This is a genomic window from Streptomyces xantholiticus, assembly GCF_014651015.1.
In the GTDB taxonomy this organism is placed as follows: Bacteria; Actinomycetota; Actinomycetes; order Streptomycetales; family Streptomycetaceae; genus Streptomyces; species Streptomyces xantholiticus.
The window spans coordinates 80,157-103,413 of record NZ_BMWB01000005.1; the positions used below are offsets into that span (position 1 = coordinate 80,157).

The window sequence follows — 23,257 nt, forward strand, 5'->3', positions numbered from 1 at the left end:
TCAAAGTTAAGCGCCGGTCACCGGTCAGAGCACTGAACGAACCGGTCCAGCCCAGGGGAGAAGCCATGTCGAAGGCGCACTACATCAAGCCCAACCGGTTCGACACGATCATTAACGCCACGGTCGGCTGGCTCGCACGCCGCGGCATCAGCCTCATGGGCACCGCGGAACTCTCGGTGCGCGGCCGCACCAGCGGCGAGTGGCGCCGGATCCCCGTCAACCCGCTCCCCTACGACGGCGGCCCGTACCTGATCTCAGCCAGGGGCCATTCCCAGTGGGTCCGCAACCTCCGTGCCGCAGGCGGCGGGCAGCTCCAGGTCGGCCGCAGAACGCAGCAGTTCACGGCCGTCGAGCTGCCGGACGAGCAGAAGCCCGAGCTGCTGCGCACCTACCTCGAGCGCTGGGGCTGGGAGGTCGGCCGCTTCTTCGGGGACGTCAACGCCGGATCCACGGACGAGGAGCTGCGGGCCGCGGCCCACAGGCACCCCGTCTTCAAGATCACCGTGACCGGATGACCGGGCCACAGGCCCAGGACACCAGGCGCGAATGCGCGAGCCGGGCGGGAGCGCGGGCCGGCCCCGGCTGCGGAACGGGCCGGCCGGGCGCCCAGCGGCCGGCGCGCTGCGCGCCGGCCGCGCCCAGCGAGCGGCGCGTAACCTGCGGCCCGGGGCCCGGCCCGGTCGGCCCGCACTGCGGACGTCGGGGAGCCGGGCGCACGGCGGCGCCCCACCCGACCGGCCGGCCCGTCACGGCGCAGGCTGCGACGCCCGCTTGTCCAGGACGTCCAGCGCACGCCGCGCCAGCGAGTGCGTACGCACCAGACCGGCCAGCGTCGTCGCACCGCGCGTGATGTCCGCGAAGGTCTTCCAGGCCGGCCGGACTCCGGTCATCACCGCGTGCAGCAGCGCCGGCCGCCGCTCGAAGACGGCCAGCATCCGCCGCCCGACCGCCATCTCGACGCCGAGCCCCGACTTGACGGCGAACGCGTAGTTCAGCGCCTGCCTGCGCGCATCGACGGCGTCGTGCGCCTCCGCGATCCGCACCGCCCACTCCCCCGCGAGCCGGCCCGAGCGCAGCGCGAAGGAGATGCCCTCCCGGGTCCACGGCTCGAGCAGCCCCGCCGCGTCGCCGCACACCAGGACCCGGCCGCGCGACAGCGGCGAGTCGTCGCTGCGGCAGCGCGTGAGGTGGCCGGAGGAGATGGCGGGCTCGAAGCCGGCGAGACCCAGCCGGGCGATGAAGTCCTCCAGGTACCGCTTGGTCGCGGCGCCCTCGCCGCGCGCCGAGATCACACCGACCGTGAGCGTCCGCCCCTTGGGGAACACCCAGCCGTAACTGCCGGGCATCGGGCCCCAGTCGATGAGCACCCGGCCCGCCCAGTCCTCCGCGACCGTGGCGGGGACCGGGATCTCCGCCTCCAGCCCGAGATCGACCTGATCGAGCTTCACCCCGACGTGGGCGCCTATCCGGCCGGCGCTGCCGTCCGCGCCGACGACCGCGCGCGTCAGGACCGTCTCACCGTCCGACAGGACCACGGCGACCGTGCGCCGGTCGGGCACGGCCGGCCCGTGCTGATCGACACGGGACACGGCCGCGCCGGTGCGCAGCACCGCCCCGGCCTTCTGCGCCTGCTGGACGAGACCGGCGTCGAACTCCGGGCGGTTGATGAGCCCGAAGAGCATCCGCTTGGAGCGGCGGGTGCGGGCCAGCTTGCCGTTGAGTGAGAAGGTCACGGCGTGCACCCGGTCCTGCAGCGGGAGTTCGAAGCCCGGCGGCAGGCTGTCGCGGGACGGTCCGATGATCCCCCCGCCGCAGGTCTTGTAGCGGGGCAGTTCGGCCTTCTCCAGCAGCAGCACCCTGCGGCCGGTCACCGCCGCCGCGTACGCCGCCGACGCCCCCGCGGGCCCCGCGCCGACCACGACGACGTCCCACACGGGGTCGTCAAGCTCATTTGCCGCCTCTGCTCCGGTGGCATCGTTCTCGCTGCTCACGATGTACTTCTGCTCCCGATCCGACCTGTGGCCCAAGCTCTCGACGGCATCCTACGGCGCGGTCGCCTGCTACCCGCTGTGGGAGGATCGACCACACATTTGAACGTACACACATCGCACAACGTCGTGCCCTCGAGGAGCGTGCCCATGACCGCCGTACCGATCGCAGAGACCGTCGCGTCGCTGATGTCCCGCGCCGAGGCGGAGCTCAGGGAGTTCGTGGCGTTCCAGTCGGTGGCGGACCCTGCCCAGTTCCCGAAGAGCGAGTGCGAGGCGGCGGCCGCATGGGTCGCGGGCGCGCTGGGCGCTGAGGGCTTCACGGACGTGGCCGTCCTGGACACTCCCGACGGCACCCAGTCCGTCTACGGCTTCCTGCCCGGCCCGGCCGGCGCCCCGACAGTGCTCCTGTACGCGCACTACGACGTGCAGCCGCCGCTGGATCCGGCGGCCTGGGTGTCGCCACCGTTCGAGCTGACCGAGCGCGACGGCCGCTGGTACGGACGCGGGGCCGCGGACTGCAAGGGCGGCTTCATCATGCACCTGCTCGCGCTGCGCGCCCTCAAGGCCAACGGCGGTGTGCCGGTGAACGTCAAGGTGATCGTGGAGGGTTCCGAGGAGCAGGGCACCGGGGGCCTGGAGCAGTACGCGGAGGCCCACCCCGAGTTGCTGGCCGCGGACGCCGTCGTCATCGGCGACACGGGCAACTTCCGGGCCGGCCTGCCGACGGTCACGGCCAGCCTGCGCGGCATGACCCTGCTGCGGGTGCAGGTCGACACCCTCGAGGGGAATCTGCACTCGGGACAGTTCGGCGGGGCGGCCCCCGACGCGCTGGCCGCGCTCATCCGCGTACTGGACTCGCTGCGCGCAAAGGACGGTTCGACGACCGTCGAAGGGCTCGCGGCGGACGCCACCTGGGAGGGCCTCGCTTACCCGGAGGAGGACTTCCGCAAGGACGCGAAGGTCCTCGATGGTGTGGGGCTCATCGGGGAGGGCACGGTCGCTGACCGTATCTGGGCTCGTCCGGCCGTCACGGTCCTGGGCATCGACTGCCCGCCGGTGGTCGGCGCCACCCCGTCCGTGCAGGCGTCCGCACGTGCGCTCGTCAGCCTGCGGGTCCCGCCGGGCCAGGACGCGGCCGAGGCGAACAAGCTGCTCGCCGCGCATCTGGAGGCACACACCCCGTGGGGCGCGCGGGTCGCGGTGGAGCAGGTCGGCCAGGGCCAGGCGTTCCAGGCGGATGTGACGAGCCCGGCGTACACGTCGATGGCCGAGGCCATGCGGATGGCGTACCCGGGCCAGGAGATGCAGTCCTCCGGTATGGGCGGCTCGATCCCGCTGTGCAACACGCTCGCCGCGCTCTACCCGCAGGCCGAGATCCTGCTCATCGGCCTGAGCGACCCCGAGGCGCAGATCCACGCCGTGAACGAGAGCGTGTCGCCCGAGGAACTGGAACGCATGTCGGTGGCCGAGGCGCTGTTCCTGGTCAACTACGCCGCGTCACGGCGTATTTGAGATCGCCCCCGTCTGCCGGGAGCAGAGATCCGTGCGGCAGTGCTGCGGGTGTGCCTGGGTTCGCCGCATGGAACTCATCCGGGTGACGCCTCAGTTGCACATGTTCCGCTTCCCGATCGGCCGGGCGTATGTGTGGCGTGACGGCAGCGATCTGACCCTCGTCGACGCCGGACACGCCGGCGCCGCGCCGCTGATCGAGCAGGGCTGAGGGACGCCGGGCTCGACCCGGCCCGTATCCGCCGGCTCGTGCTGACCCACTGCCATCGTGACCATGTCGGGGCGGCCGGGAGTTGGCCGGGCGGTACGGCGCCGAGGTACTGGCGCACCGTCTGGACGCCCCGGTGATCAGGGGCGAGCGGCCGGTCCCCGAGCCCGTACTGCTGGACTGGGAGGTCCCGTTGTACGAGCACGGCCTGACCGTGCCGCCCGCGCCGGCCACCCCGGTGGACCGTGAGCTGGAGGACGGCGAGGTCCTGGACTTCGGCGGCGGTGCGCTGGTGGTGCACTCGCCGGGGCACACCGACGGGTCGATCGGCCTTCATCTGCCGGATCGCGGTGTGCTGTTCACCGGTGACTGCGTCGCCGGTGTCGGACGGGTGATGCTCGGGGTGTTCAACGTCGACCGGGCGGCGGCACAGGTTTCGATGCGCCGCCTCGCCTCGCTCGCGCCGTCCACGGTCTGCTTCGGACACGGTGACCCGATCACCGAGAACGCCGCCGCTGCCCTGGCCGCCGCGACGCTCCGGGCCCCGTCCGGCGAATCAGGGCCGGAAAGAGCCTAAGTGCCGACCGGGATTCCGGCCTCCATGTTGAGGACCGTCCCGCGCTCGCGCGCCCGCAGGGCCCAGCGGAGCCGTTCGTAGCGGGCGGGCGGAAGCAGTTCCGCCGCCTCCTCCTCGTCGGCGAACTTCCAGCCGCGCAGTTCGGAGCCCGGCAGCAGTACGCGTCCGGCGTCGCCGACCGGGAGCCGGCCGCCGTCGAAGAGCAGCCGCAGTCCGCCGAAGCCGGGTGGCTTCGGCGGCTCCCAGTCGACGACCAGCAGCCGGGGTATGTCGGCCAGTTCTATGCCCAGCTCCTCCGTGACCTCCCGCATGCCGGCCCGGGCAGGTGCCTCCCCGCTCTCCACGACACCGCCGGGGAACTCCCACCCCGGCTTGTAGGTCGGGTCGACGAGCAGGACCCGGTCCTCGGCGTCGAAGAGCAGTACTCCGGCGGCGACGGTCTCCGCGGTCGGCTCGGGGGTCTGGACGATGTCGCTGACGGGGGCCTCGCCGGTCCGTACGGCGTCGGCGACGGCCTGCGCCGCGGCGCGGGTGTCGAGGCGGCTGTTGTCGATCACGTGCGCGTCGCCGGTGAGCCAGCCGAGGGCGGCCCGGTAGCGCTCGATGTTGCCGAATGCCCACTGGCGGGCGCGCTCGCTCTCCTCGGGGTCGCCGGGGAACACGTCACGGGCCGCTATCCGTTGGCGCAAAATCGTTTCATCAGGTGCCAGGAGCACATGCCGCACCGCTATCCGGCGGGCGGCGAGACCGCCGAAGATCTCGTCGCGGTAGTCCTGGCGCAGGACGGTCATGGGTGCCACCAGCACACCGCCGAGCTCGGCGAGCAGCGCCGCCGCGGTGTCCACGACGAGCCGCCGCCAGATCGGCAGGTCCTGGTAGTCGCCGACCTCGGCCAGCCGTTTGGCCGGCAGCAGATGGCGCATGCCCGCGCCGATCACCTCGGGGTCGAAGAGCGTGCTGCTCGGGATCAGATCGATCAGTTCGCGTGCGGTACTGCTCTTGCCCGCTCCGAACGCACCGTTGATCCAGACGATCACGGGTCCCCCTCCTCCGTAGCCCACAGTGGATTGCCCGCAACACCCTGCCACGCAAACCCGGTACCGGAACCGGTTGGCCGACGGCTACGTCAACTGTGGCCGGGCCGTGACACCCGCGGGGGATCGTCGTTGGAGCGGAAGAGACGAGGGAGTGGGGCATGCGCCGCACGGTGTTGGAGAAGTTCCCCGCGGGTGACCCGCGCGGAAGTCGGCAGGCGGAGGAGTACGCCCGCCACCGCAGGGACGAGGGCCTGGCGGCGGAGGTCGTGATGGACCTGGAGTCGGACGCGTTCCTGGTAGTGGTGCCGCAGCAGCAGAGTTCGGAGCGCGGTTGGTGAGCGGCGCGCCGTGATCCGCCGGCCGGGCCGGGGCCGCCGCCCTCTGCACTTGCAGGGCCCGGGGGACGCACGCCCCGGTCGTCAGCCCCGTCCCGCCGGGACCGGCGTCTCGCCGTGACCGAGCGACGCAGCGGCCGCGGCACCCACCAGGCCGGCGTCCGTGCCGGTCACCGCGGGGGCCACGATCAGCCGCTGGGCGAAGGAGAGCGTGGCGTAGTCACGCAGGGCACGGCGCAGCGGGGCGAACAAGACCTCGCCCGCCCCGGCCACTCCCCCGCCGATGACGGCGATCTCGATCTCGACGAGCGCCGCCGTGGCGGCGATCCCCGCGGCGAGCGCCTGGGCCGCACGGTCGTACGAGGCGGTCGCGACCGGGTCCCCGGCGCGCGCCGCCTTGGCGACGGCCGCGGCGGAGGCGTCCCCGGACGGGCCGGGCAGCCACCCGTTCTCCAGTGCCCGGCGGGCGATGTTCGGCCCGCTGGCGATGCGCTCCACACAGCCGCGGCCGCCGCACGGGCAGGGGTCGCCGTCCAGGTCCACGCTGATGTGTCCGATGTGGCCGGCGTTGCCCGTCGGTCCGGCGTACGGCTTGCCGCCCAGCACGAGGCCACCGCCGACGCCGGTGGAGACGACCATGCACAGCGCGTTGTCGTGGCCGCGGGCAGCGCCCTGCCAGTGTTCCGCGGCGGTCATGGCGACGCCGTCGCCGACGAGGGTGACCGGCAGACCGCCGACGGCCCGCGACACCCGGTCGACGAGGGGAAAGCCGCGCCAGGCGGGCACGTTGACCGGGCTGACCGTACCGGCACAGGCGTCGACGGGGCCCGCGCTGCCGATGCCGAGGGCGGTGGCCCGCCCCCACAGCGGGGAGGCCGTCAGCCCGGCGAGGACGGTCTCGACCGCTTGCATCACCGTGTCGCCGTCCGCACGTGCCGGCGTGGGGCGCTGGGCGCGATGAAGAATCGCGCCGTTGCCGTCCACCAGCGCGCCGGCGATCTTGGTACCGCCGATGTCGAGAGCGGCGACGAGGCTGGTATGCATCGGTACGGGATCCCCCGGGAGGTGTCGGACCTGCGGCTTCCCCAACAGTCTCCATTGCCCTGACAACGTTGTCCAGGGCCTATGCTCGACGCCACGCGTTACATATACGAAGAACGCGACCGCCGAGACCATGACAGGACAGCGCACCGTGGCCGATTCGCCCCGTCCCCCGACGCCTCCCGGCGGCCCCCGCGGCCCCGAGCCCCGCTACGGGAACCGGCCCACGATGAAGGACGTCGCAGCACGTGCGGGCGTCGGGCTGAAGACGGTGTCGCGCGTGGTCAACGGCGAACCGGGCGTCACGCCCGACACCGAGCGCCGGGTGCAGGAGGCGATCGAGTCCCTCGGCTTCCGGCGCAACGACAGCGCCCGGGTGCTGCGCAAGGGCCGCACCGCCTCCATCGGTCTCGTACTGGAGGATCTCGCCGACCCGTTCTACGGACCGTTGAGCCGCGCCGTCGAGGAGGTCGCCCGGGCCCACGGGGCACTGCTCATCAACGGTTCCAGCGCCGAGGACCCGGACCGCGAGCAGGAGTTGGCACTCGCCCTGTGTGCCCGCCGGGTCGACGGCCTGATCGTGATCCCGGCCGGGCACGACCACCGCTATCTGGAACCGGAGATCAAGGCGGGCATCGCCACCGTCTTCGTCGACCGCCCGCCCGGCCGGATCGACGCGGACGTGGTGCTCTCCGACAGCTTCGGCGGCGCACGGGCGGGCGTGGCGCATCTGATCGCGCACGGCCACCGCCGTATCGCGTTCATCGGCGACCAGCCTCGCATCCACACCGCCGTGGAGCGGCTGCGCGGCTACCGGGTGGCCATGGAGGACGCCGGTCTCGAGATCGACGACTCGTGGGTCGCCCTCGGCTCGACGGCCCCCGAGCGGGTGCAGAAGGCCGTGACGGCGGTCCTGTCGGGGCCGGAACCGGTCACCGCGATCTTCGCGGGCAACAACCGCGTGACGGTGACGGCGGTACGGGTCCTCGCCGGCCAGGACCGGCGCGTCGCGCTCGTCGGCTTCGACGACATCGAGCTCGCGGACCTGCTCGGCATCACCGTCATAGCCCAGGACGCCGCGACGCTGGGGCGCACGGCGGCGGAGCGGCTGTTCCGCAGGCTCGACGGTGCGAACGACGAGCCGACGCAGGTGGCGCTGGAGACGGTGCTGATCCCGCGCGGCTCGGGCGAGATCCCGCCCTCGGACTGACCGGCCGACGACAGGGCCGGGCCGGGCCGGACAGATGCTCGGGCCGTCACACAGTTGCCGTCACACCGTTCGCGCCGGGCCGATCCTGCCGCACCGCCGGCGCCCCCGGCGCGAAGCCCTGCGACGGGTAGGGCGCATCGTCGAGCACCGCAGGCACGGGGTCGCCCGCTCCATGGGCACGGCCACCGGCGGTCAGAGCGGCTCCGCCGAGGGGCGGCAGGAGGGCCGATGCCCGCTGTCAGCCGGCTGCCGCGGTCACCCGGCCGTGGCGGTCAGGTCGCCGCGCCGGGGCCGGGCGAAGCCGTCGAGGTCGGCGCGGGTGAGGCCGCTGAGGCGGGCGACCTCCGCCGGGTCGAGGGCGCCGCAGTCGATGCCTCGCAGCAGGTAGGAGCCGAGCGCCTTGGCGGTGGCGGGCTCGTCCATGACGTCGCCGCCGACGTGGCCCGCATAGGCGGCGAGACGGGCCGCGGCCTGCTCGAAGCCCTCGCGGTAGAAGGCGAATACGGCGGCGTAGCGGGTCGGCAGGTGGCCAGGGTGCATGTCCCAGCCCTGGTAGTAGGCGCGGGCCAGGGCGCGGCGGGTGAGGCCGTAGTGGAGCCGCCAGGCGTCGTGGACCTTCTCCGTGGTGCCGACGGGCAGGACGTTGGTGGAGCCGTCGGAGAGCCGTACGCCGGTCCCGGCGGCGGCGACCTGCATGACGGCCTTGGCGTGGTCGGCGGCGGGGTGGTCGCCGGCCTGGTAGGCGGCGCTGACGCCCAGGCAGGCGCTGTAGTCGAAGGTGCCGTAGTGGAGTCCGGTGGCGCGCCCCTCGGCCGCGTCGATCATGCGGGCGACGGTGGCGGTGCCGTCGGCCCCGAGGATGGACTGGCTGGTCTCGATCTGGATCTCGAAGCCGATGCGGCCGGGCTCCAGACCGCGGGCCTTCTCGAACTCCTCGAGCAGTCGCACCATGGCGGTGACCTGCTCCGGGTAGGTGACCTTGGGCAGCGTCAGGACCAGTGCCGAGGGCAGACCGCCGTGCTCCATCAGGCCGGTGAGGAAGATGTCGAGGGTGCGGATGCCCCGGTCGCGTACGGCGGCCTCCATGCACTTCATGCGGATGCCCATGTACGGGGCGGCGGTGCCCCGTTCGTACGCCTCGGACACCAGCCGCGCGGCGCGGGCCGCGTCGGCATCCTCGTCGGAGCCGCTGTAGCCGTCCTCGAAGTCGATCCGCAGGTCCTCGATCGGCTCGCGCTCCAGCTTGGCCCGCACCCGCGTGTACACCGGCTCGGCGAGCTCGTCGGCCAGGCCGAGGACGCGCGCGAGGGTGGCGGCGTCGGGCGCGTGCTCGTCGAGCGCGGAGAGGGCCTGCTCGCCCCAGGATCGGACGGTGTCCGCGGCGAAGGCGTCGCCGGGTACGTAGAGGGTGTGGACGGGCTGGCGGGTGCCGGGGTCTCCCGGGTACCGGCGGGCGAGCTCGGCGTCCACCGGGGCGAGGGAGGCGCTGATGCCCTCACTGACCGCCCCGGCGAGGCTCGTCGCCACCTTCTCCTGCTGACCCATGTCCGACACCCTCCGTCACTTCTCGACGTTGCCGCTTTCCGACCAGCGGAATCAACATTCTGTTGAATGAAATTAACGGCCCGTACCGAGTCGCGTCAATGGTCCCCCGAAACGGGCCGGGGCCGCGCGGTGATGATCACCGCGCGGCCCCGGGCCGTGAAGAACCTGCAGATCAGCCCTTGCGGGACTTGACCTCTTCGGTCAGCTGCGGGACGACCTCGAACAGGTCGCCGACCACGCCGTAGTCGACGAGGTCGAAGATCGGGGCCTCGGCGTCCTTGTTGATGGCCACGATCGTCTTCGAGGTCTGCATGCCGGCGCGGTGCTGGATCGCGCCGGAGATGCCGGAGGCGATGTACAGCTGCGGAGAGACCGACTTGCCGGTCTGGCCGACCTGGTTGGTGTGCGGGTACCAGCCGGCGTCGACCGCGGCGCGCGAGGCGCCGACGGCCGCACCGAGGGAGTCGGCGAGCCCCTCGATGATCGCGAAGTTCTCGGCACCGTTGACACCACGGCCGCCGGAGACCACGATCGCGGCCTCGGTCAGCTCGGGACGGCCGGTCGACTCACGCGGGGTGCGCGAGACGACCTTGGTGCCGGTCGCGTTCTCGGAGAACGACACCGACAGGGCCTCGACGGCGCCGGCGGCCGGCGCGGCCTCCACGGGGGCCGAGTTCGGCTTGACCGTGATGACCGGGGTGCCCTTGGAGACACGGGACTTGGTGGTGAAGGAGGCGGCGAACGCGGACTGCGTCGCGACCGGGCCCTCGTCGCCGGCCTCGAGGTCGACGGCGTCGGTGATGATGCCGGAGCCGATACGGACCGCGAGACGGGCCGCGATCTCCTTGCCCTCCGCGGACGACGGGACGAGCACGGCGGCCGGGGAGACGGCGTCGTACGCGGCCTGCAGCGCGTCCACCTTCGGCACGACCAGGTAGTCGGCGAACTCGGGCGCATCGGCGGTCAGGACCTTCACCGCGCCGTGCTCGGCGAGCGCGGCCGCGGTGTTCTCGGCGCCGGAGCCGAGGGCGACGGCGACGGGCTCGCCGATGCGGCGGGCCAGCGTCAGCAGTTCCAGGGTGGGCTTGCGGACGGCACCGTCCACGTGGTCGACGTAGACGAGAACTTCAGCCATGGGACTTCTTCTCTCCTGCTTGCGAAGTATGAAGGGGGCGGTTGGTGGCCGAAGCCTTAGATGAACTTCTGGCCGGCCAGGAACTCGGCCAGCTGCTTGCCGCCCTCGCCCTCGTCCTTGACGATCGTGCCGGCGGTGCGGGCCGGGCGCTCCGCAGCCGAGTCGACCTTGGTCCAGGCGCCCTCGAGGCCGACCTCTTCGGCGTCGATCTCGAGGTCGTCGAGGTCCAGGGACTCCACCGGCTTCTTCTTGGCGGCCATGATGCCCTTGAAGGACGGGTAGCGGGCCTCACCCGACTGGTCCGTCACGGACACGACGGCCGGCAGGGACGCCTCCAGCTGCTCGGACGCGGTGTCGCCGTCACGGCGGCCCTTGACGGTGCCGTCCTCGACGGAGACCTCGGAGAGCAGCGTGACCTGCGGGACGCCCAGACGCTCGGCAAGGATCGCCGGCAGCACACCCATGGTGCCGTCGGTGGAGGCCATACCGGCGATGACCAGGTCGTATCCGGTCTTCTCGATCGCCTTGGCCAGCACCAGCGAGGTACCCATCACGTCGGTGCCGTGAAGGTCGTCGTCCTCGACGTGGACGGCCTTGTCCGCACCCATCGACAGCGCCTTGCGCAGCGCGTCCTTGGCATCCTCGGGGCCGACGGTCAGCACGGTGACCTCGGCGTCGTCCGCCTCGTCCGCGATCTGAAGCGCCTGCTCGACCGCGTACTCATCCAGTTCCGACAGCAGGCCGTCGACGTCGTCGCGGTCGACGGTCAGGTCATCGGCGAAGTGCCGGTCGCCGGTGGCGTCGGGCACGTACTTCACACAGACAACGATCCTCAGGCTCACGCCGGCTCTCCTACTGCATCGTCTCTACTGGACTGCCTTGTGAACGCAGCATAGGCGTCCGATGGGGCGGATCCCGGTCGGGGCGGGCACGCGCTCCGACCGAAATATTACTCGTCAGTACACCCAGTGTGTTCCCGCTAAGCAAGCGCTTTGGACTGTGACCTTGACAACGGCATGGCCGCTGCCCCCGCACAGCTCAGTCGGCCAGCGCCGTGAAACGTCCCTGGTGGTACAGCAGCGGGCGGCCGCCGCCCACCGGATCACCGACGACCGCCTCGGCGATCACGATGCGATGATCCCCCGCAGGCACCCTCGCCACGACACGGCACACCATCCACGCCAGCACGCCGTCGAGCACCGGGACTCCCTCTGGACCCGTGTGCCAACCGGTGGGCGGCGCGAACCGGTCGGCGCCGCTGCGCGCAAAGGTGGCCGCCAACTCCTGCTGATGCTCCCCGAGTATGTGGACACCGATGTGTTCGGCCTCCGCGACGACCGGCCAGCTGGAGGAGCCGGTCCCCACCCCGAAGGAGATCAGCGGCGGCTCCGCGGCGACGGACGTGAGCGAGGTGGCGGTGAATCCGACCGGGCGCCGGCCCCTCGCGGTGATCACCGCGACGCCGGCGGCGTGCTGCCGGAAGACGGAGCGCAGGAGGTCGGGAGAGGCGAGCCGGGTGGTGGCGAGCTCGGGGGATGCCGTCATCGAGAATTCCTTCTGGGTGTGCGAACTAGGCGGCTGCGACTGCGTGTACAGCCGGACAGCGCGCGCTCGCGTTACGGCCGAGGTCGACATGGACCCGCCCGTGGAGAAGGAGGACTGGAGGCACGGGGCTCAGCCTCTCGATACTTGCCGTGCACAGTCAAGTGCGCACCGGCAGGTGCGACCAGGGTCACTGGCGTCACACCGCGCGCCCCAGCGCGGCGATCACATCGGCCTTGCGGGGCGCGCCGGCCGCTCTGGTGACGATCCGTCCAGCGGCGTCGAGCACCAGCACGGTGGGTGTCCTGACGATGCCGAACCGGCGCACCAGGGCGAGGCGCTCCTCGGCGTCGAGCTCGACGTGGACGACTCCATCGACCATGGCGGCGACATCGGCGAGGGTGCGCCGGGTGGCCCGGCAGGGCTGACAGAAGGCGGTGGAGAACTGGACGAGGGTGGCCCGCTCGCCGAGCGCCGCGCCCAGGTCCGATTCGCCGAGCCGCGACTGTCCGTCGTGAGCGCGCACCGTGGTGTCCCCTTCTCGTCCCGTCCTGCGGTTCAGCTTCGTGAAATGCAGCGTTCACGGCTCGACAAGGATTCCCGCCGGAGCCACCGGCCGCCGGGTTCCCGGCACCGACGTGACGAGAATCTCGCGCCCGCGGGCCGCCAGGGCTGGTCAGCACGGCGCACATGGGGCACGATCGCCCCAAAGCCGAAAACCTACGGCTGCGTAACTTTCGCCGGGAGGAACCCTCCCCGGGCACGAGGAAAGGGTCCTCCCTCCATGGCAGAGCTCGTCTATCGGCCGGTCATCGGCGCCGCTCTCACTATGTTCAAGGCGCTCGACCTGAAGATCGACACTCAGGGGTCGGAGAACATTCCGCGCACCGGCGGAGCGGTGCTGGTCAGTAACCACATCAGCTACCTGGACTTCATCTTCACCGGCCTCGGCGCGCTGCCGCAGAAGCGCCTGGTGCGCTTCATGGCGAAGGAGTCGGTCTTCCGGCACAAGATCTCAGGCCCGCTGATGCGGGGCATGAAGCACATCCCGGTGGACCGCAGGCAGGGCGAGGCGGCGTATGCGCACGCCCTGGACTCGCTGCGCTCGGGCGAGATCGTCGGCGTCTTCCCGGAGGCGACGATCTCCCAGTCGTTCACGCTGAAGTCGTTCAAGTCGGGTGCGGCGCGGCTTGCGCAGGAGGCGGGCGTGCCGCTGATCCCGATGGCGCTCTGGGGTACGCAGCGGCTGTGGACCAAAGGAAGGCCGCGCAACTTCAAGCGCTCCCACATCCCGGTGACGATCCGGGTCGGCGAGCCCGTCGAGGCGCCCGCCGACCAGTACGCCGGCGCGATCACCCGGCGGCTGCGCGAACGGGTGCAGGAGCTGCTCGAGGCGGCGCAGCGGGCCTATCCGGTGCGCCCCCGGGACGCGTCCGACACCTGGTGGGTGCCCGCCCACCTCGGCGGCACGGCGCCGACACCGGCCGAGGTGCGCGAGGCAAGCTGACGGCTACTGCGGGGCGTGGACGGTGATCCGCGCCCCGGGGCTCGACTTCTCCAGGGCTTCGGCGAGTTCGGCGGCTGCCGTCTCGAGCTCGCCGCCCGCCGTCGGGCCCATGCCCTCGAGAAGGAACAGGGCGTTCACCGAGTCCTCCGTCAGACGGGTGCGTACACCCTGGCGCCAGTTCCAGCGCCGGCAGGTGACGCCTTCGTCGTCGCACCAGACGACCTCACCCGCCTCCGGGTGCTCCACGACCTTCTCGCCGCCCGCCACGGTGGCGAACGGCTCCTCGCCCGTGGACCTCATCAGCCGCATGCCGCCCTTGATGCGGTCGAGGTCCTCGCCGCCGACGGGGATCAGATGCGCCACGCTGATGGCGTTGTACAGGTCGACCAGGACGTTGATCCGGGGCAGTCCGCCGCCGGCGAGCGCCCGCCTGGCCAGCGCCTCCGCCGAGTTGCGACTACGGGAGGGCTTGGCACCGAAGGCCGTGTACGCCTCGCGCCAGGCGGCCATGTGAGGGTCCTCGTGCGGCGCGCGTCCGCCGAGGCGGGTCGCGAGCCGACGGGCGGCGTCGTCGAGGAGCGCCGAACTGTCGTGGCTGCTGGGGCCGCCTGCGATCCCGTGCGCCTCGACGGCCACATGTGTGAAGCCGGGCGCGAGGGCACGTACGTCGTCGGACACGGTGAGCTGGAGAGTCATCGCCTGGATCCCTCGGGCTGTTCAGAGTGCGGTCGGGAGCGTCTTCCACAGGTGCGCGCGGTCGGGGGCCTGCTGAAGGGCTCGCAGAACCACAGGATGCGGTGCATCGTAGAGTACCGGATAGTCCATCTCATTGGACTCGAGATCCGGCATCCAGGCCAGTCGTTCGCCGTCGAGGGAGAACTGGGCGTCGACACCGGGCTTGTTGCCCCGCGGGTCCTGCCGATGCCAGGCACCACGGAGGCGCACGGCGACCAGACCGTGCACCACGCCGTCCAGCCGCTGATAGCAGAGCGCGGTCGGGATGTCCTCCGCGCGCAGCAGGGCAGCAAGCGCGTGGGACTTGGCGTAGCAGATCCCGGTGCGGTGTTCGATCACATCGGAGGCCCGCCACGTCACCCGCATCTCTCCCGCGTCATGCGAGTGCGGGATGGCGTCGCGGACGAATTCATAGGCGGCCTGGGCGTATACATATGAATCCGAGGACCGTCGGGCCAGGCGCTGCGCAATCGCGCGCACCAGCGGGTGATGGTGATCGACGGCTTCATCGGCCGCCAAGTAAGCGGACAGATCGGGGTTCTGCTGGATGAGCTCCATGGAGAGCGAGCATAGGAATGCGACCGACCGACAGTCAATGATTTTTCGATCGACCGCATACCTATGCAGCAGTTGACGACGCTAGCGCGCCAGCTCCTCCTTGAGCGCCTGGACGAAGGAGTCCACGTCCTCCTCCGTGGTGTCGAACGAGCACATCCAGCGCACATCGCCGGCGGCCTCGTCCCAGAAGTAGAACCGGAACCGCTTCTGCAGCCGCTCGCTCACGTCGTGCGGCAACCGGGCGAAGACCGCGTTGGCCTGCACCGGGTGAAGGATCTCCACCCCGTCGACCGAGCTCACGCCGTCCGCCAGCCGCTGCGCCATGGCGTTGGAGTGGCGGGCGTTGCGCAGCCACAGGTCCTTGGCGAGCAGCGCCTCCAACTGCACGGAGACGAACCGCATCTTGGACGCGAGCTGCATCGACAGCTTGCGCAGATGCTTCATATGGCTGACCGCGTCCGGGTTGAGGACGACGACCGCTTCGCCGAAGAGCATGCCGTTCTTCGTGCCCCCGAAGGTGATCACATCGACGCCGACGGCGTTGGTGAAGGCCCGCATCGGGACGTTCAGCGACGCCGCGGCGTTGGCTATCCGCGCTCCGTCGAGATGGACCTTCATACCGTGGGCGTGCGCGTGCTCGGTGATGGCACGGACCTCGTCCACGGTGTAGACCGTGCCCAGTTCGGTGTTCTGGGTGATCGAAACGACCTGGGGCATGGCCCGGTGCTCGTCGTCCCAGCCCCATGCCTGCCGGTCGATGAGTTCGGGCGTGAGCTTGCCGTCCGGTGTCGGTACGGTCAGCAGCTTCAGGCCGCCCATCCGCTCCGGCGCACCGCCCTCGTCGACGTTGATGTGCGCCGTCTCGGCACAGATCACGGCGCCCCAGCGGTCGGTCAGCGCCTGCAGCGCGGTGACGTTGGCGCCGGTGCCGTTGAAGACCGGGAAGGCCTCGGCCGTCGGGCCGAAGTGGCTGTGCATGACCCGCTGGAGGTGGTCGGTGTACTCGTCCTCGCCGTAGGCGACCTGGTGGCCGCCGTTGGCGAGGGCGAGCGCGGCGAGGACCTCCGGATGGGCTCCCGCGTAGTTGTCGCTGGCGAACCCGCGCAGGGCCGGGTCATGGTGGCGCCGTGCGTCGGTCCTCACGGCTTGGGGGTCAGCCACAGACGCTGTCCATTCACTTCCCGGGCGGGCCGGTCCCAGACTCCGGCGATGGCATCGGCCAGTTCCGTCACGTCGGTGAAGCCCGCGAACTTCGCATTCGGGCGCTCGGCGCGCATCGCGTCGTGCACCAGTGCCTTGACGACCAGGATGGCAGCCGCGCTCGTCGGGCCCTCCTCGCCCCCCGCCTTGCGGAAGGCGTCGGCGAGCGCGAGAGTCCATGCCTCCGCGGCGGCCTTGGAGGCGGCGTACGCGGCGTTGCCCGCGGTCGGCCTGCTGGCACCCGCGGCGCTGATCAGCAGATAGCGGCCCTTGTCGCTGCGCTGCAGACCGTCGTGGAAGGCCAGCGAGGTGTGCTGGACGGTACGGATCAGCAGCTTCTCCAGCAGTTCCCAGTCGGCGGGGTTGGTCTCGGCGAACGACGCGCTGCCGCGCCAGCCGCCCACCAGGTGGACCAGCCCGTCGATCCGGCCGAACTCCTTCTCCGTCTTGTCGGCCCACTCCCGGGCCGCTGCCAGGTCGAGGAGGTCGACGGTGTCACCGGTGACCGTGGCTCCGCCGTGGGCGTAACGGGCGGCGTCCACGGCCTCGGCGAGCCGCTGCGGGTCGGCGTCGGAGGCGACGACGACGGCGCCGGCCTCCGCCAGCCTGAGCAGGGTGGCCCGTCCGGCCGGGCCGGCCGCGCCGGCCACCGCGATGACTGCGCCCTCCAGGGCCCCGCTGCCGTTGCTGTTCATGGTCGTCGCCTCCTGGGTGCGAGAGCTCACGCGGCAGCTCCCGGAGCGGAAGCGGCGGTGATCCCCTTGGCGGAGGCGATCACGTTCTTCAGCTTCTTGGAGAGCGCCTCATAGAACATGCTCAGCGGAAACTCGTCAGGAAGCACATCGTCCACGAGTTTGCGCGGCGGCTGGGTCAGGTCGAGAGCGTCGGGACCCTTGGCCCAGCGCGACCCGGGGTGCGGGGCGAGGTAGGTGGAGACCAGTTCGTAGGCGGCGAACCAGTGGACCAGCTTGGGGCGGTCGATGCCGTCGCGGTAGAGCTGCTCGATCTCGCCGCAGAGCTGGTTGGTGACCTGCGGGGCACGGTCCCAGTCGATCTTCAGCGTGTTGTCGGTCCACCGGACGACGTCGTGCTTGTGGAGGTAGGCGAAGAGCAGCTGGCCGCCGAGGCCGTCGTAGTTGCGGACCCGGTCGCCGGAGACGGGGAAGCGGAACATCCGGTCGAAGAGCACGGCGTACTGCACGTCACGGCCGTGGCGGTTGCCCTCGGCGTCCAGCTTCACGGCCTCCTTGAAGGCGGTGAGGTCGCACCGCAGCTCCTCCAGGCCGTACATCCAGAACGGCTGGCGCTGCTTGATCATGAACGGGTCGAACGGCAGGTCGCCGTGGCTGTGGGTGCGGTCGTGGACCATGTCCCAGAGCACGAAGGCCTGCTCGCAGCGCTGCTGGTCGGCGACCATCTCACGGATGTCGTCGGGCAGTTCGAGGCCGAGGACGCGCACGGCCTCCTCGGTGACGGCGCGGAAGCGGGCGGCCTCGCGGTCGCAGAAGATACCGCCCCAGGTGAAGCGCTCGGGGGCCTCGCGTACGGCGATGGTCTCGGGGAAGAGCACCGCGGAGTTGGTGTCGTAGCCGGCGGTGAAGTCCTCGAAGGTGATGCCGCAGAAGAGCGGGTTGTCGTAGCGGGTGCGCTCCAGCTCGGAGAGCCACTCGGGCCACACCATCTTGAGGACGACCGCCTCGAGGTTGCGGTCCGGGTTCCCGTTCTGCGTGTACATCGGGAAGACGACCAGGTGCTGCAGTCCGTCCTCGCGGTCGGCGGCCGGGTGGAAGGCGAGCAGCGAGTCCAGGAAGTCCGGCACTTCGAAGCCGCCGGCGGCCCACTTGCGCAGGTCGGCCACGAGGGTCTGATGGTAGGCCTTGTCGTGCGGGAGCAGCGGGGAGAGGTCCTCCACCGCGGTGATCACCCGGTCCACGGCGGCCTCGGCCGCCGCGCGGTCGGGTGCGTTCTCCGCCTCGAAGTCGATCGAGCCGTCCTTGGACTGCCAGGGGCGGATCTCTTCAACGGCGTTCTTGAGCAACGGCCAACTGGGGTGGTCGACCACCCGGTCGGCGCAGGATATGCCCCCTACGGCCACGTCCTGCACAAGAATTTCCGTCATGTCACTTCCTCCACGGGAGAACCTCTCGTCACGACACCGTATCCATGCCCGGTTCTCCGCCACAAGTGACGGCTTGGGAAATTATCCTGCGAGACCCCCGTGATCGCCGGAGTTTTTGCGGCGAGAGAGTAGCGTCACGGCCGCATCGGTGCTTCTGCCGTGGCGACCAGCCGTCCACGTCAAGCCGCGCGGGGCCACGCCCACCCGCGGGTGATGTGACCGGCTGCCGGGCGGCCCGTACGGCGGGGACCAGGCCGGTGTGCGGCTTCCGGACACCCCGCGCGCGAGCGGTTCCGTCTGCGGGAGAGGCCGTTAGGCTGCGTCGTTACCGCCGGGTGCCGTGCCGCGCCCGCGGGAGCCGCCGTCGACGGAAGCGAGAGAATCTTGACTTTCCTCACCATCGGTCATCGCGGGGTCATGGGCGTCGAGCCGGAGAACACCCTGCGCTCCTTCGTCCGCGCCGAACAGGCCGGCATGGACGCCATCGAACTCGATCTGCATCTCAGCAAGGACGGCGCGCTCGCCGTCATGCACGACGCCGACGTGGACCGCACGACCGACGGCAAGGGCCCGATCGCCGAGATGACGCTCGACGAACTGCGTCAGCTCGACGCGGGCGGCGGCGAGCGGGTGCCGGTGTTCGAGGAGGTCCTGGACGCCGTGCGGTCCCCGCTGCAGGCGGAGATCAAGGACGTCGCCGCTGCGCGCGCACTCGCCGAGGTGATGCGCAGGCGCGATCTTGTGCCGCGCGTCGAGGTGTCCTCGTTCCACGACGACGCGATCGCCGAGATCTCGGCGCTGGTACCGGGCGTGCGCACGGTGCTGATCGCCAGCCGCTGGGGCGCCGACATCGTGGACCGCGCCAAGACGGTGGGCGCCCGCTGCCTGGCGCTGAACATCCGCAGGCTGACGCTGGAGACCGTCGAGCACGCGCATGCGGAGGGTCTGCGGGTGATCGGCTGGGTGGTCAACACACAGGATCATCTGCGGCTGGTGCGCGCCCTCGAGCTCGACGGCGCGACCACCGACTACCCCGAGATCCGGCGCACCGGCCGCTTCACGGCCTGACGACCGGCAAGATCATCGGACGAGGTCCTTCACCAGCAGTTCGAAGGCGAGATCCTCGCGCTGCGGTATGCCGAAGCGCTCGTCGCCGTACGGGAACGGACTCGTCCGGCCCGTACGGCGATATCCGCGGCGCTCGTACCAGGCGATCAGCTCCTCGCGCACGGAGATCACCGTCATGTGCATCTGCGTCACGCCCCACGTCTCATGGGCGCTGCGCTCGGCCTCCGCGATGATCCGGCGGCCGAGGCCCGCACCCTGGAGCTCGGGGCGCACCGCGAACATGCCGAAGTAGGCCGCCTCGCCCCGGTGCTCCAGCTGGCAGCAGGCGATCACCACGCCGTCCCGCTCGACGATCATCAGACGGCTGCCGGGTGTGGTGATGACCTCGAGCACGCCCTGCGGATCGGTGCGCTGTCCATCGAGGATGTCCGCCTCAGTGGTCCAGCCCCCGCGGCTCGAGTCACCGCGGTACGCCGACTCGATCAGCGCGACGAGCACGTCGACGTCGGCCTCCGCCGCGTCTCGGTAGGTGAGGGTGATCTCGCCGGAGTCCTGGGGCGGGGCGGTGTCCATCGAGCCGTTCTCCGTTCCACTGGGTGCCGTCGCCCCGAGACTAACGCGGCCCGCCGGGACGCTCCGTGCGGGATCGGGCCCTGCCACTCGCGCCTCCTCGCGCTCCCCCTGTACTCCCGTGCGCTCGCGTACGGGAGCGGCCGGTGGGCATCGACTCCTCGACCGACGCTCGACCCCGGCACGAGGGGGAGGTACGCCGTGCACGGAGCCGCGCTGCCCGGCTGGCTGCTGATGATGCTGTGCGCCGCGACCGGGGCGTACTGCCTGGTGCGGATGCGCAGTTGCCCGGGGCCGGCCGGAGCGGCTGCCGGCGGGGAGGCGCTGATGGGTTTCGGCATGGCTGCGATGGCCGTGCCCGCCGCGGTGTTCACCCTGCCGCGATGGCACTGGGTGGCGTACACGGCGGTCTTCGGCGCGGCCGCCGTGCGCGCGGTGTGGCCGCTCCGCCACGGCGGCCGCCATGTGCACCATCTCGTCGGCTGCCTCGCGATGGTCTACATGGCGCTGGCGACGGCGTCGGGAGGAGGCCACGGGGCACACACCGCCGGTGGCGGCATCCCGCTGCTCACCGGCGCGCTGCTCCTCTACTTCACCGTGTACGTGCTCCGCTCCGGGCCCCGGCTGATACCGATGGCCGCCGGCGGCGGGACGGCCGGGGTGCGGGCATCGCCCGGTCCACCGTCCGGGCGGCCGGAGCTGGTGCCGGCCTGCAGAGTCTCGATGGCAATCGCTATGCTGACGATGCTGCTCACGCTCTGAACCGGCCGGAACCGGCCGCTGCGGGGCCTGATTCGAACCGTGGTATGCGTCACTTGACGCGTCCGGGCATACCCGCAGGTAGCTCCGCGCTCATAGGCTGCTGTCCATGATGGTCTCGCTCGCGCTGCTGTTGCTCGGCGCACTGGCTGCCGTCGTCGCCCCGCGCCTCGTGTCGCGTGCCGACTGGCCGGACCGCGAGCCCGTCGTCGCCCTGTGGGTGTGGCAGTGCGTGGTCGCCGCCGTACTGCTGTCGTTCGCCCTGTCCATGACGTTCAGTGCCGCCGCCGCTTGGCAATTCGTACGCGGGCACGTCTTCGCGTCGGCGCCCCACGGCGTCATGGAGGCGTACGCGCTGGGTCCGAACGGGCCGTGGTCCGCGGTGCTGGCGGTGATCCTGGCGTGCGGCGGCCTGTGGACCGGGGCCATGCTGGCGACGGAAGTCCACCGGGCGCACGTCCGGCGCAAGCGGCAGCGTGCCGAGTTGCTCGTGCGCTCACCCCTGATGCCGGGCGAGGTGCCGGGCATCGGGTCTCTGGTCGTCCTGGAGGCCGAGCGGCCCGATGCCTGGTGGATGCCGGGTGCTGCCCCCCGACTTGTCGTCACCACCGCCGCGTTGCGGCGTCTGAAAGGTCGTCAGCTCGAGGCGGTGCTGGCCCATGAGCAGGGTCATGCGCGGGCCAGGCACGACTGGCTGCTGCACTGCTCCGCGGCCCTGGCCAACGGGTTTCCGCAGATCCCGGTGTTCGCGGCGTTCCGCGACGAGATGCACCGGCTGGTCGAACTGGCCGCGGACGACGTGGCCTCGCGGCGCTTCGGCCGGCTGACGATCGCGCTGGCCCTGGTCGAACTGAACGAGGAGCGCGGGGTGTTCGGCCCGTGCCCGACGCCCGGGGCGGAGCTGCCACGGCGCGTCGACCGGCTGCTGACGCCGGTCCCCCGGCTCACCGCGGGGCGCCGGCTGCGCCTCACGGCCGCCGCCGCCCTGGTGCCGGTGGTTCCGCTACTGGTGGCGTTCGTGCCGGGACTGCGCGCGCTGGGATAGCGGTAGGGCCACGGAAGGGGACAGGATCGGTTCATGTCTTCCCCCCACTCCGCGCACCCCGACGCCAACCGGACGAAGGACACCCCGCCCGGTTCCGCGCCCGACGGCCGGTCCTCACGCACGGCGGCCGCCACCCCCGTGCGTACCTGCACCGTGTTCGCCGGTCTGAGCGCTCTGCTGCTGGTGACGGTCGCCCTGGGCTGGTCCCCGCTGATGTCCCTCGACCGGGCGGTCGTGAACGCGCTCCACGACTCCGCAGTGGCCGAACCGACGTTCACGCAGGTCAACCGGGTACTGACGGACTGGGTGTGGGACCCGGTGACGATGCGGCTGCTGGCCGCGGCGGCCTCAGTGTGGCTGTGGCTGCGCCGCGAGCGCGTGCTCGCACTGTGGGTGGCGGTGACCACTGCCGTCGGCACCGCCCTCCAGCAGGGCGTGAAGGCACTTGTGGGGCGCGAGCGGCCCCAGTGGCCCGACCCGGTCGACTCGGCTCACTACGCGGCCTTCCCCTCCGGCCACGCGATGACGGCCGTGGTCACCTGCGGGCTGCTGCTGTGGCTCTGCAGGCAGCGCGGCGCGACCGGGCGGACCTGGGCGTGGTGCCTGGCGGCCGCGGGCGTCTCCGTCGCCGGCGTCGGCTTCACCCGGCTCTATCTCGGGGTGCACTGGCCCTCCGACGTGGTCGGCGGCTGGCTTCTCGGGGTGTGTGTCGTCGCTCTCGCCGTGACCTCCTACCGGCGGGTGGCCTTGTCCCGCGGTCATTGACCGGCCGAAGATCGACGCCATGGCGATCAAGACGGTTCTCTTCGACTTCTCCGGGACGCTCTTCCGCGTCGAGTCCACCCACGACTGGCTTCGTGCGGTGCTTCGGGAGCGCGCCCTGTCCCTGTCCGAGGGCGAACTCGCCGAGTGCGCCGGGCGGCTGGCGGCGGCCGGGGCGCTGCCGGGCGGCCCCGCACCCCTGCGAATACCGGACCATCTGTCGGAGGTGTGGGCGGTACGCGACACGGACATGGACCGGCACCGGGCCGCGTACACGGGTCTCGCGCGCGAGGTGCCGCTGCCGGAGGACGGCCTGTACGACGCGCTCTACGACCGCCACATGGCGCCCGTGGCCTGGAGCCCGTATCCGGACGCGGCTCAGGTGCTGCGCGGCCTGCGCGAGCGGGGCGTCGACGTCGGCGTGGTCAGCAACATCGGCTGGGACCTGCGACCGGTGTTCCGTGTCCACGGCTTCGACGAGCTGGTCGATACGTACACGCTGTCGTTCGAGCACGGCGTGCAGAAGCCGGATGTGCGGCTGTTCCGCTCGGCGTGCGAAGGGCTGGGGCGCGATCCGCGGGAGGTACTGATGGTGGGCGACAACCGCCGCGCCGACGGCGGGGCCGCGGAACTGGGCTGCGCCGTCCACTTCGTGGATCATCTGCCGGTGCACAAGCGGCCCGCGGGGCTCCTCCCGGTGCTCGGGCTCGTCGACCGTGAGCCTGCTCCGTAGCAGACTGAAAGCAGAGAAAAGCCACCCGAACCGGACGATCCCCCGCGTCGCCCGGTTCAGGCAGCACCATC

At 71.4% G+C, this 23,257-nt stretch carries 24 protein-coding genes and 1 pseudogene; 11 read left to right on the plus strand and 14 right to left on the minus strand.

Translation table 11 applies throughout. The features are described from left to right. The first annotated feature begins 65 nt into the window (after window positions 1-65). Window positions 66-515, plus strand: a complete 450-nt coding sequence (locus IE198_RS10880; protein WP_189885239.1) for a nitroreductase family deazaflavin-dependent oxidoreductase — start codon at window positions 66-68, stop codon at window positions 513-515. Window positions 516-746: 231 nt separating this feature from the next. Here the strand turns inward: IE198_RS10880 and IE198_RS10885 are convergent, their stop codons facing one another. After that, a complete protein-coding gene (locus IE198_RS10885) occupies window positions 747-1,991 on the minus strand; it encodes a geranylgeranyl reductase family protein (RefSeq protein WP_373299823.1) in 1,245 nt (414 codons plus the stop codon). A 147-nt stretch (window positions 1,992-2,138) separates the two neighbouring features. Here IE198_RS10885 and IE198_RS10890 point away from each other — a divergent pair, with 147 nt between their 5' ends. Next, the gene (locus IE198_RS10890; RefSeq protein WP_189885244.1) at window positions 2,139-3,503 is read left to right on the plus strand and encodes a dipeptidase; all 1,365 of its coding nucleotides are present in this window, start codon (window positions 2,139-2,141) and stop codon (window positions 3,501-3,503) included. A gap of 67 nt (window positions 3,504-3,570) precedes the next feature. Continuing rightward, window positions 3,571-4,285 (plus strand): annotated as a pseudogene (locus IE198_RS10895) (MBL fold metallo-hydrolase). On the opposite strand, the gene IE198_RS10900 reads toward IE198_RS10895, so the two are convergent. Further along, window positions 4,282-5,322, minus strand: a complete 1,041-nt coding sequence (locus tag IE198_RS10900) for an NUDIX hydrolase (protein ID WP_189885246.1) — start codon at window positions 5,320-5,322, stop codon at window positions 4,282-4,284. The pseudogene IE198_RS10895 and the gene IE198_RS10900 sit on opposite strands and share 4 nt — an antisense overlap. 158 nt (window positions 5,323-5,480) lie before the next feature. Here IE198_RS10900 and IE198_RS10905 point away from each other — a divergent pair, with 158 nt between their 5' ends. After that, window positions 5,481-5,660: a DUF8839 family protein gene (locus tag IE198_RS10905; RefSeq protein WP_100105926.1), complete on the plus strand. Its 180-nt coding sequence runs from the start codon at window positions 5,481-5,483 to the stop codon at window positions 5,658-5,660. 81 nt (window positions 5,661-5,741) lie between these two features. On the opposite strand, the gene IE198_RS10910 is transcribed toward IE198_RS10905, so the two are convergent. Then, complete coding sequence (locus IE198_RS10910; RefSeq protein WP_189885248.1) at window positions 5,742-6,701, minus strand: ROK family protein; 960 nt, start codon at window positions 6,699-6,701, stop codon at window positions 5,742-5,744. A gap of 130 nt (window positions 6,702-6,831) precedes the next feature. Between IE198_RS10910 and IE198_RS10915 the strand changes: the two genes are divergently transcribed. Continuing rightward, the gene (locus tag IE198_RS10915) at window positions 6,832-7,908 is read left to right on the plus strand and encodes a LacI family DNA-binding transcriptional regulator (RefSeq protein WP_373299824.1); all 1,077 of its coding nucleotides are present in this window, start codon (window positions 6,832-6,834) and stop codon (window positions 7,906-7,908) included. Between the two features lie 255 nt (window positions 7,909-8,163). Here IE198_RS10915 and IE198_RS10920 read toward each other — a convergent pair whose 3' ends face one another. The 5 genes from IE198_RS10920 to IE198_RS10940 all read right to left on the minus strand — a co-directional run bounded on the left by IE198_RS10920 (window position 8,164) and on the right by IE198_RS10940 (window position 12,656). Continuing rightward, window positions 8,164-9,453 carry a DUF6986 family protein gene (locus IE198_RS10920; RefSeq protein WP_189885252.1) on the minus strand — a complete coding sequence of 430 codons (1,290 nt, stop codon included), beginning with the start codon at window positions 9,451-9,453 and terminating at the stop codon, window positions 8,164-8,166. A 172-nt stretch (window positions 9,454-9,625) separates the two neighbouring features. Continuing rightward, a complete protein-coding gene (locus IE198_RS10925) occupies window positions 9,626-10,588 on the minus strand; it encodes an electron transfer flavoprotein subunit alpha/FixB family protein (protein WP_189885253.1) in 963 nt (320 codons plus the stop codon). Between the two features lie 56 nt (window positions 10,589-10,644). Beyond that, window positions 10,645-11,430, minus strand: coding sequence for an electron transfer flavoprotein subunit beta/FixA family protein (locus IE198_RS10930; RefSeq protein WP_100105931.1), 786 nt, complete (start codon window positions 11,428-11,430; stop codon window positions 10,645-10,647). Window positions 11,431-11,626: 196 nt separating this feature from the next. Continuing rightward, window positions 11,627-12,133 carry a flavin reductase family protein gene (locus IE198_RS10935; protein WP_189885255.1) on the minus strand — a complete coding sequence of 169 codons (507 nt, stop codon included), beginning with the start codon at window positions 12,131-12,133 and terminating at the stop codon, window positions 11,627-11,629. A 196-nt stretch (window positions 12,134-12,329) separates the two neighbouring features. Then, a complete protein-coding gene (locus tag IE198_RS10940) occupies window positions 12,330-12,656 on the minus strand; it encodes a TlpA family protein disulfide reductase (protein WP_189885257.1) in 327 nt (108 codons plus the stop codon). Between the two features lie 258 nt (window positions 12,657-12,914). Between IE198_RS10940 and IE198_RS10945 the strand changes: the two genes are divergently transcribed. After that, window positions 12,915-13,637 carry a lysophospholipid acyltransferase family protein gene (locus IE198_RS10945; protein WP_189885259.1) on the plus strand — a complete coding sequence of 241 codons (723 nt, stop codon included), beginning with the start codon at window positions 12,915-12,917 and terminating at the stop codon, window positions 13,635-13,637. A 3-nt stretch (window positions 13,638-13,640) separates the two neighbouring features. Here IE198_RS10945 and IE198_RS10950 read toward each other — a convergent pair whose 3' ends face one another. The 5 genes from IE198_RS10950 to IE198_RS10970 form a co-directional block, all read right to left on the minus strand. Then, complete coding sequence (locus tag IE198_RS10950) at window positions 13,641-14,333, minus strand: B3/B4 domain-containing protein (RefSeq protein WP_189885261.1); 693 nt, start codon at window positions 14,331-14,333, stop codon at window positions 13,641-13,643. 21 nt (window positions 14,334-14,354) lie between these two features. Continuing rightward, on the minus strand, window positions 14,355-14,930 hold the full coding sequence (locus IE198_RS10955) for a transglutaminase-like domain-containing protein (RefSeq protein WP_189885263.1): 576 nt from the start codon (window positions 14,928-14,930) through the stop codon (window positions 14,355-14,357). 81 nt (window positions 14,931-15,011) lie between these two features. Continuing rightward, the gene (locus IE198_RS10960) at window positions 15,012-16,091 is read right to left on the minus strand and encodes a threonine aldolase family protein (protein WP_189885265.1); all 1,080 of its coding nucleotides are present in this window, start codon (window positions 16,089-16,091) and stop codon (window positions 15,012-15,014) included. Beyond that, window positions 16,070-16,825, minus strand: a complete 756-nt coding sequence (locus tag IE198_RS10965; protein ID WP_189885627.1) for an SDR family NAD(P)-dependent oxidoreductase — start codon at window positions 16,823-16,825, stop codon at window positions 16,070-16,072. The genes IE198_RS10960 and IE198_RS10965 overlap by 22 nt, the downstream gene beginning before the upstream one ends. A gap of 26 nt (window positions 16,826-16,851) precedes the next feature. After that, window positions 16,852-18,249 carry a DUF6421 family protein gene (locus tag IE198_RS10970; RefSeq protein WP_189885267.1) on the minus strand — a complete coding sequence of 466 codons (1,398 nt, stop codon included), beginning with the start codon at window positions 18,247-18,249 and terminating at the stop codon, window positions 16,852-16,854. Between the two features lie 384 nt (window positions 18,250-18,633). Here IE198_RS10970 and IE198_RS10975 point away from each other — a divergent pair, with 384 nt between their 5' ends. Next, complete coding sequence (locus IE198_RS10975; RefSeq protein ID WP_189885269.1) at window positions 18,634-19,317, plus strand: glycerophosphodiester phosphodiesterase; 684 nt, start codon at window positions 18,634-18,636, stop codon at window positions 19,315-19,317. Between the two features lie 12 nt (window positions 19,318-19,329). Here the strand turns inward: IE198_RS10975 and IE198_RS10980 are convergent, their stop codons facing one another. After that, a complete protein-coding gene (locus tag IE198_RS10980) occupies window positions 19,330-19,890 on the minus strand; it encodes a GNAT family N-acetyltransferase (RefSeq protein WP_189885272.1) in 561 nt (186 codons plus the stop codon). A 198-nt stretch (window positions 19,891-20,088) separates the two neighbouring features. On the opposite strand from IE198_RS10980, the gene IE198_RS10985 reads away from it, so the two are divergent. The 4 genes from IE198_RS10985 to IE198_RS11000 all read left to right on the plus strand — a co-directional run bounded on the left by IE198_RS10985 (window position 20,089) and on the right by IE198_RS11000 (window position 23,186). After that, window positions 20,089-20,649, plus strand: a complete 561-nt coding sequence (locus tag IE198_RS10985; RefSeq protein ID WP_189885274.1) for a DUF5134 domain-containing protein — start codon at window positions 20,089-20,091, stop codon at window positions 20,647-20,649. 106 nt (window positions 20,650-20,755) lie between these two features. After that, the gene (locus tag IE198_RS10990; protein ID WP_189885276.1) at window positions 20,756-21,691 is read left to right on the plus strand and encodes a M56 family metallopeptidase; all 936 of its coding nucleotides are present in this window, start codon (window positions 20,756-20,758) and stop codon (window positions 21,689-21,691) included. Between the two features lie 33 nt (window positions 21,692-21,724). Next, window positions 21,725-22,456: a phosphatase PAP2 family protein gene (locus tag IE198_RS10995; protein WP_189885278.1), complete on the plus strand. Its 732-nt coding sequence runs from the start codon at window positions 21,725-21,727 to the stop codon at window positions 22,454-22,456. Window positions 22,457-22,481: 25 nt separating this feature from the next. After that, complete coding sequence (locus IE198_RS11000) at window positions 22,482-23,186, plus strand: HAD family hydrolase (protein ID WP_189885629.1); 705 nt, start codon at window positions 22,482-22,484, stop codon at window positions 23,184-23,186. Window positions 23,187-23,257 lie beyond the last annotated feature (71 nt).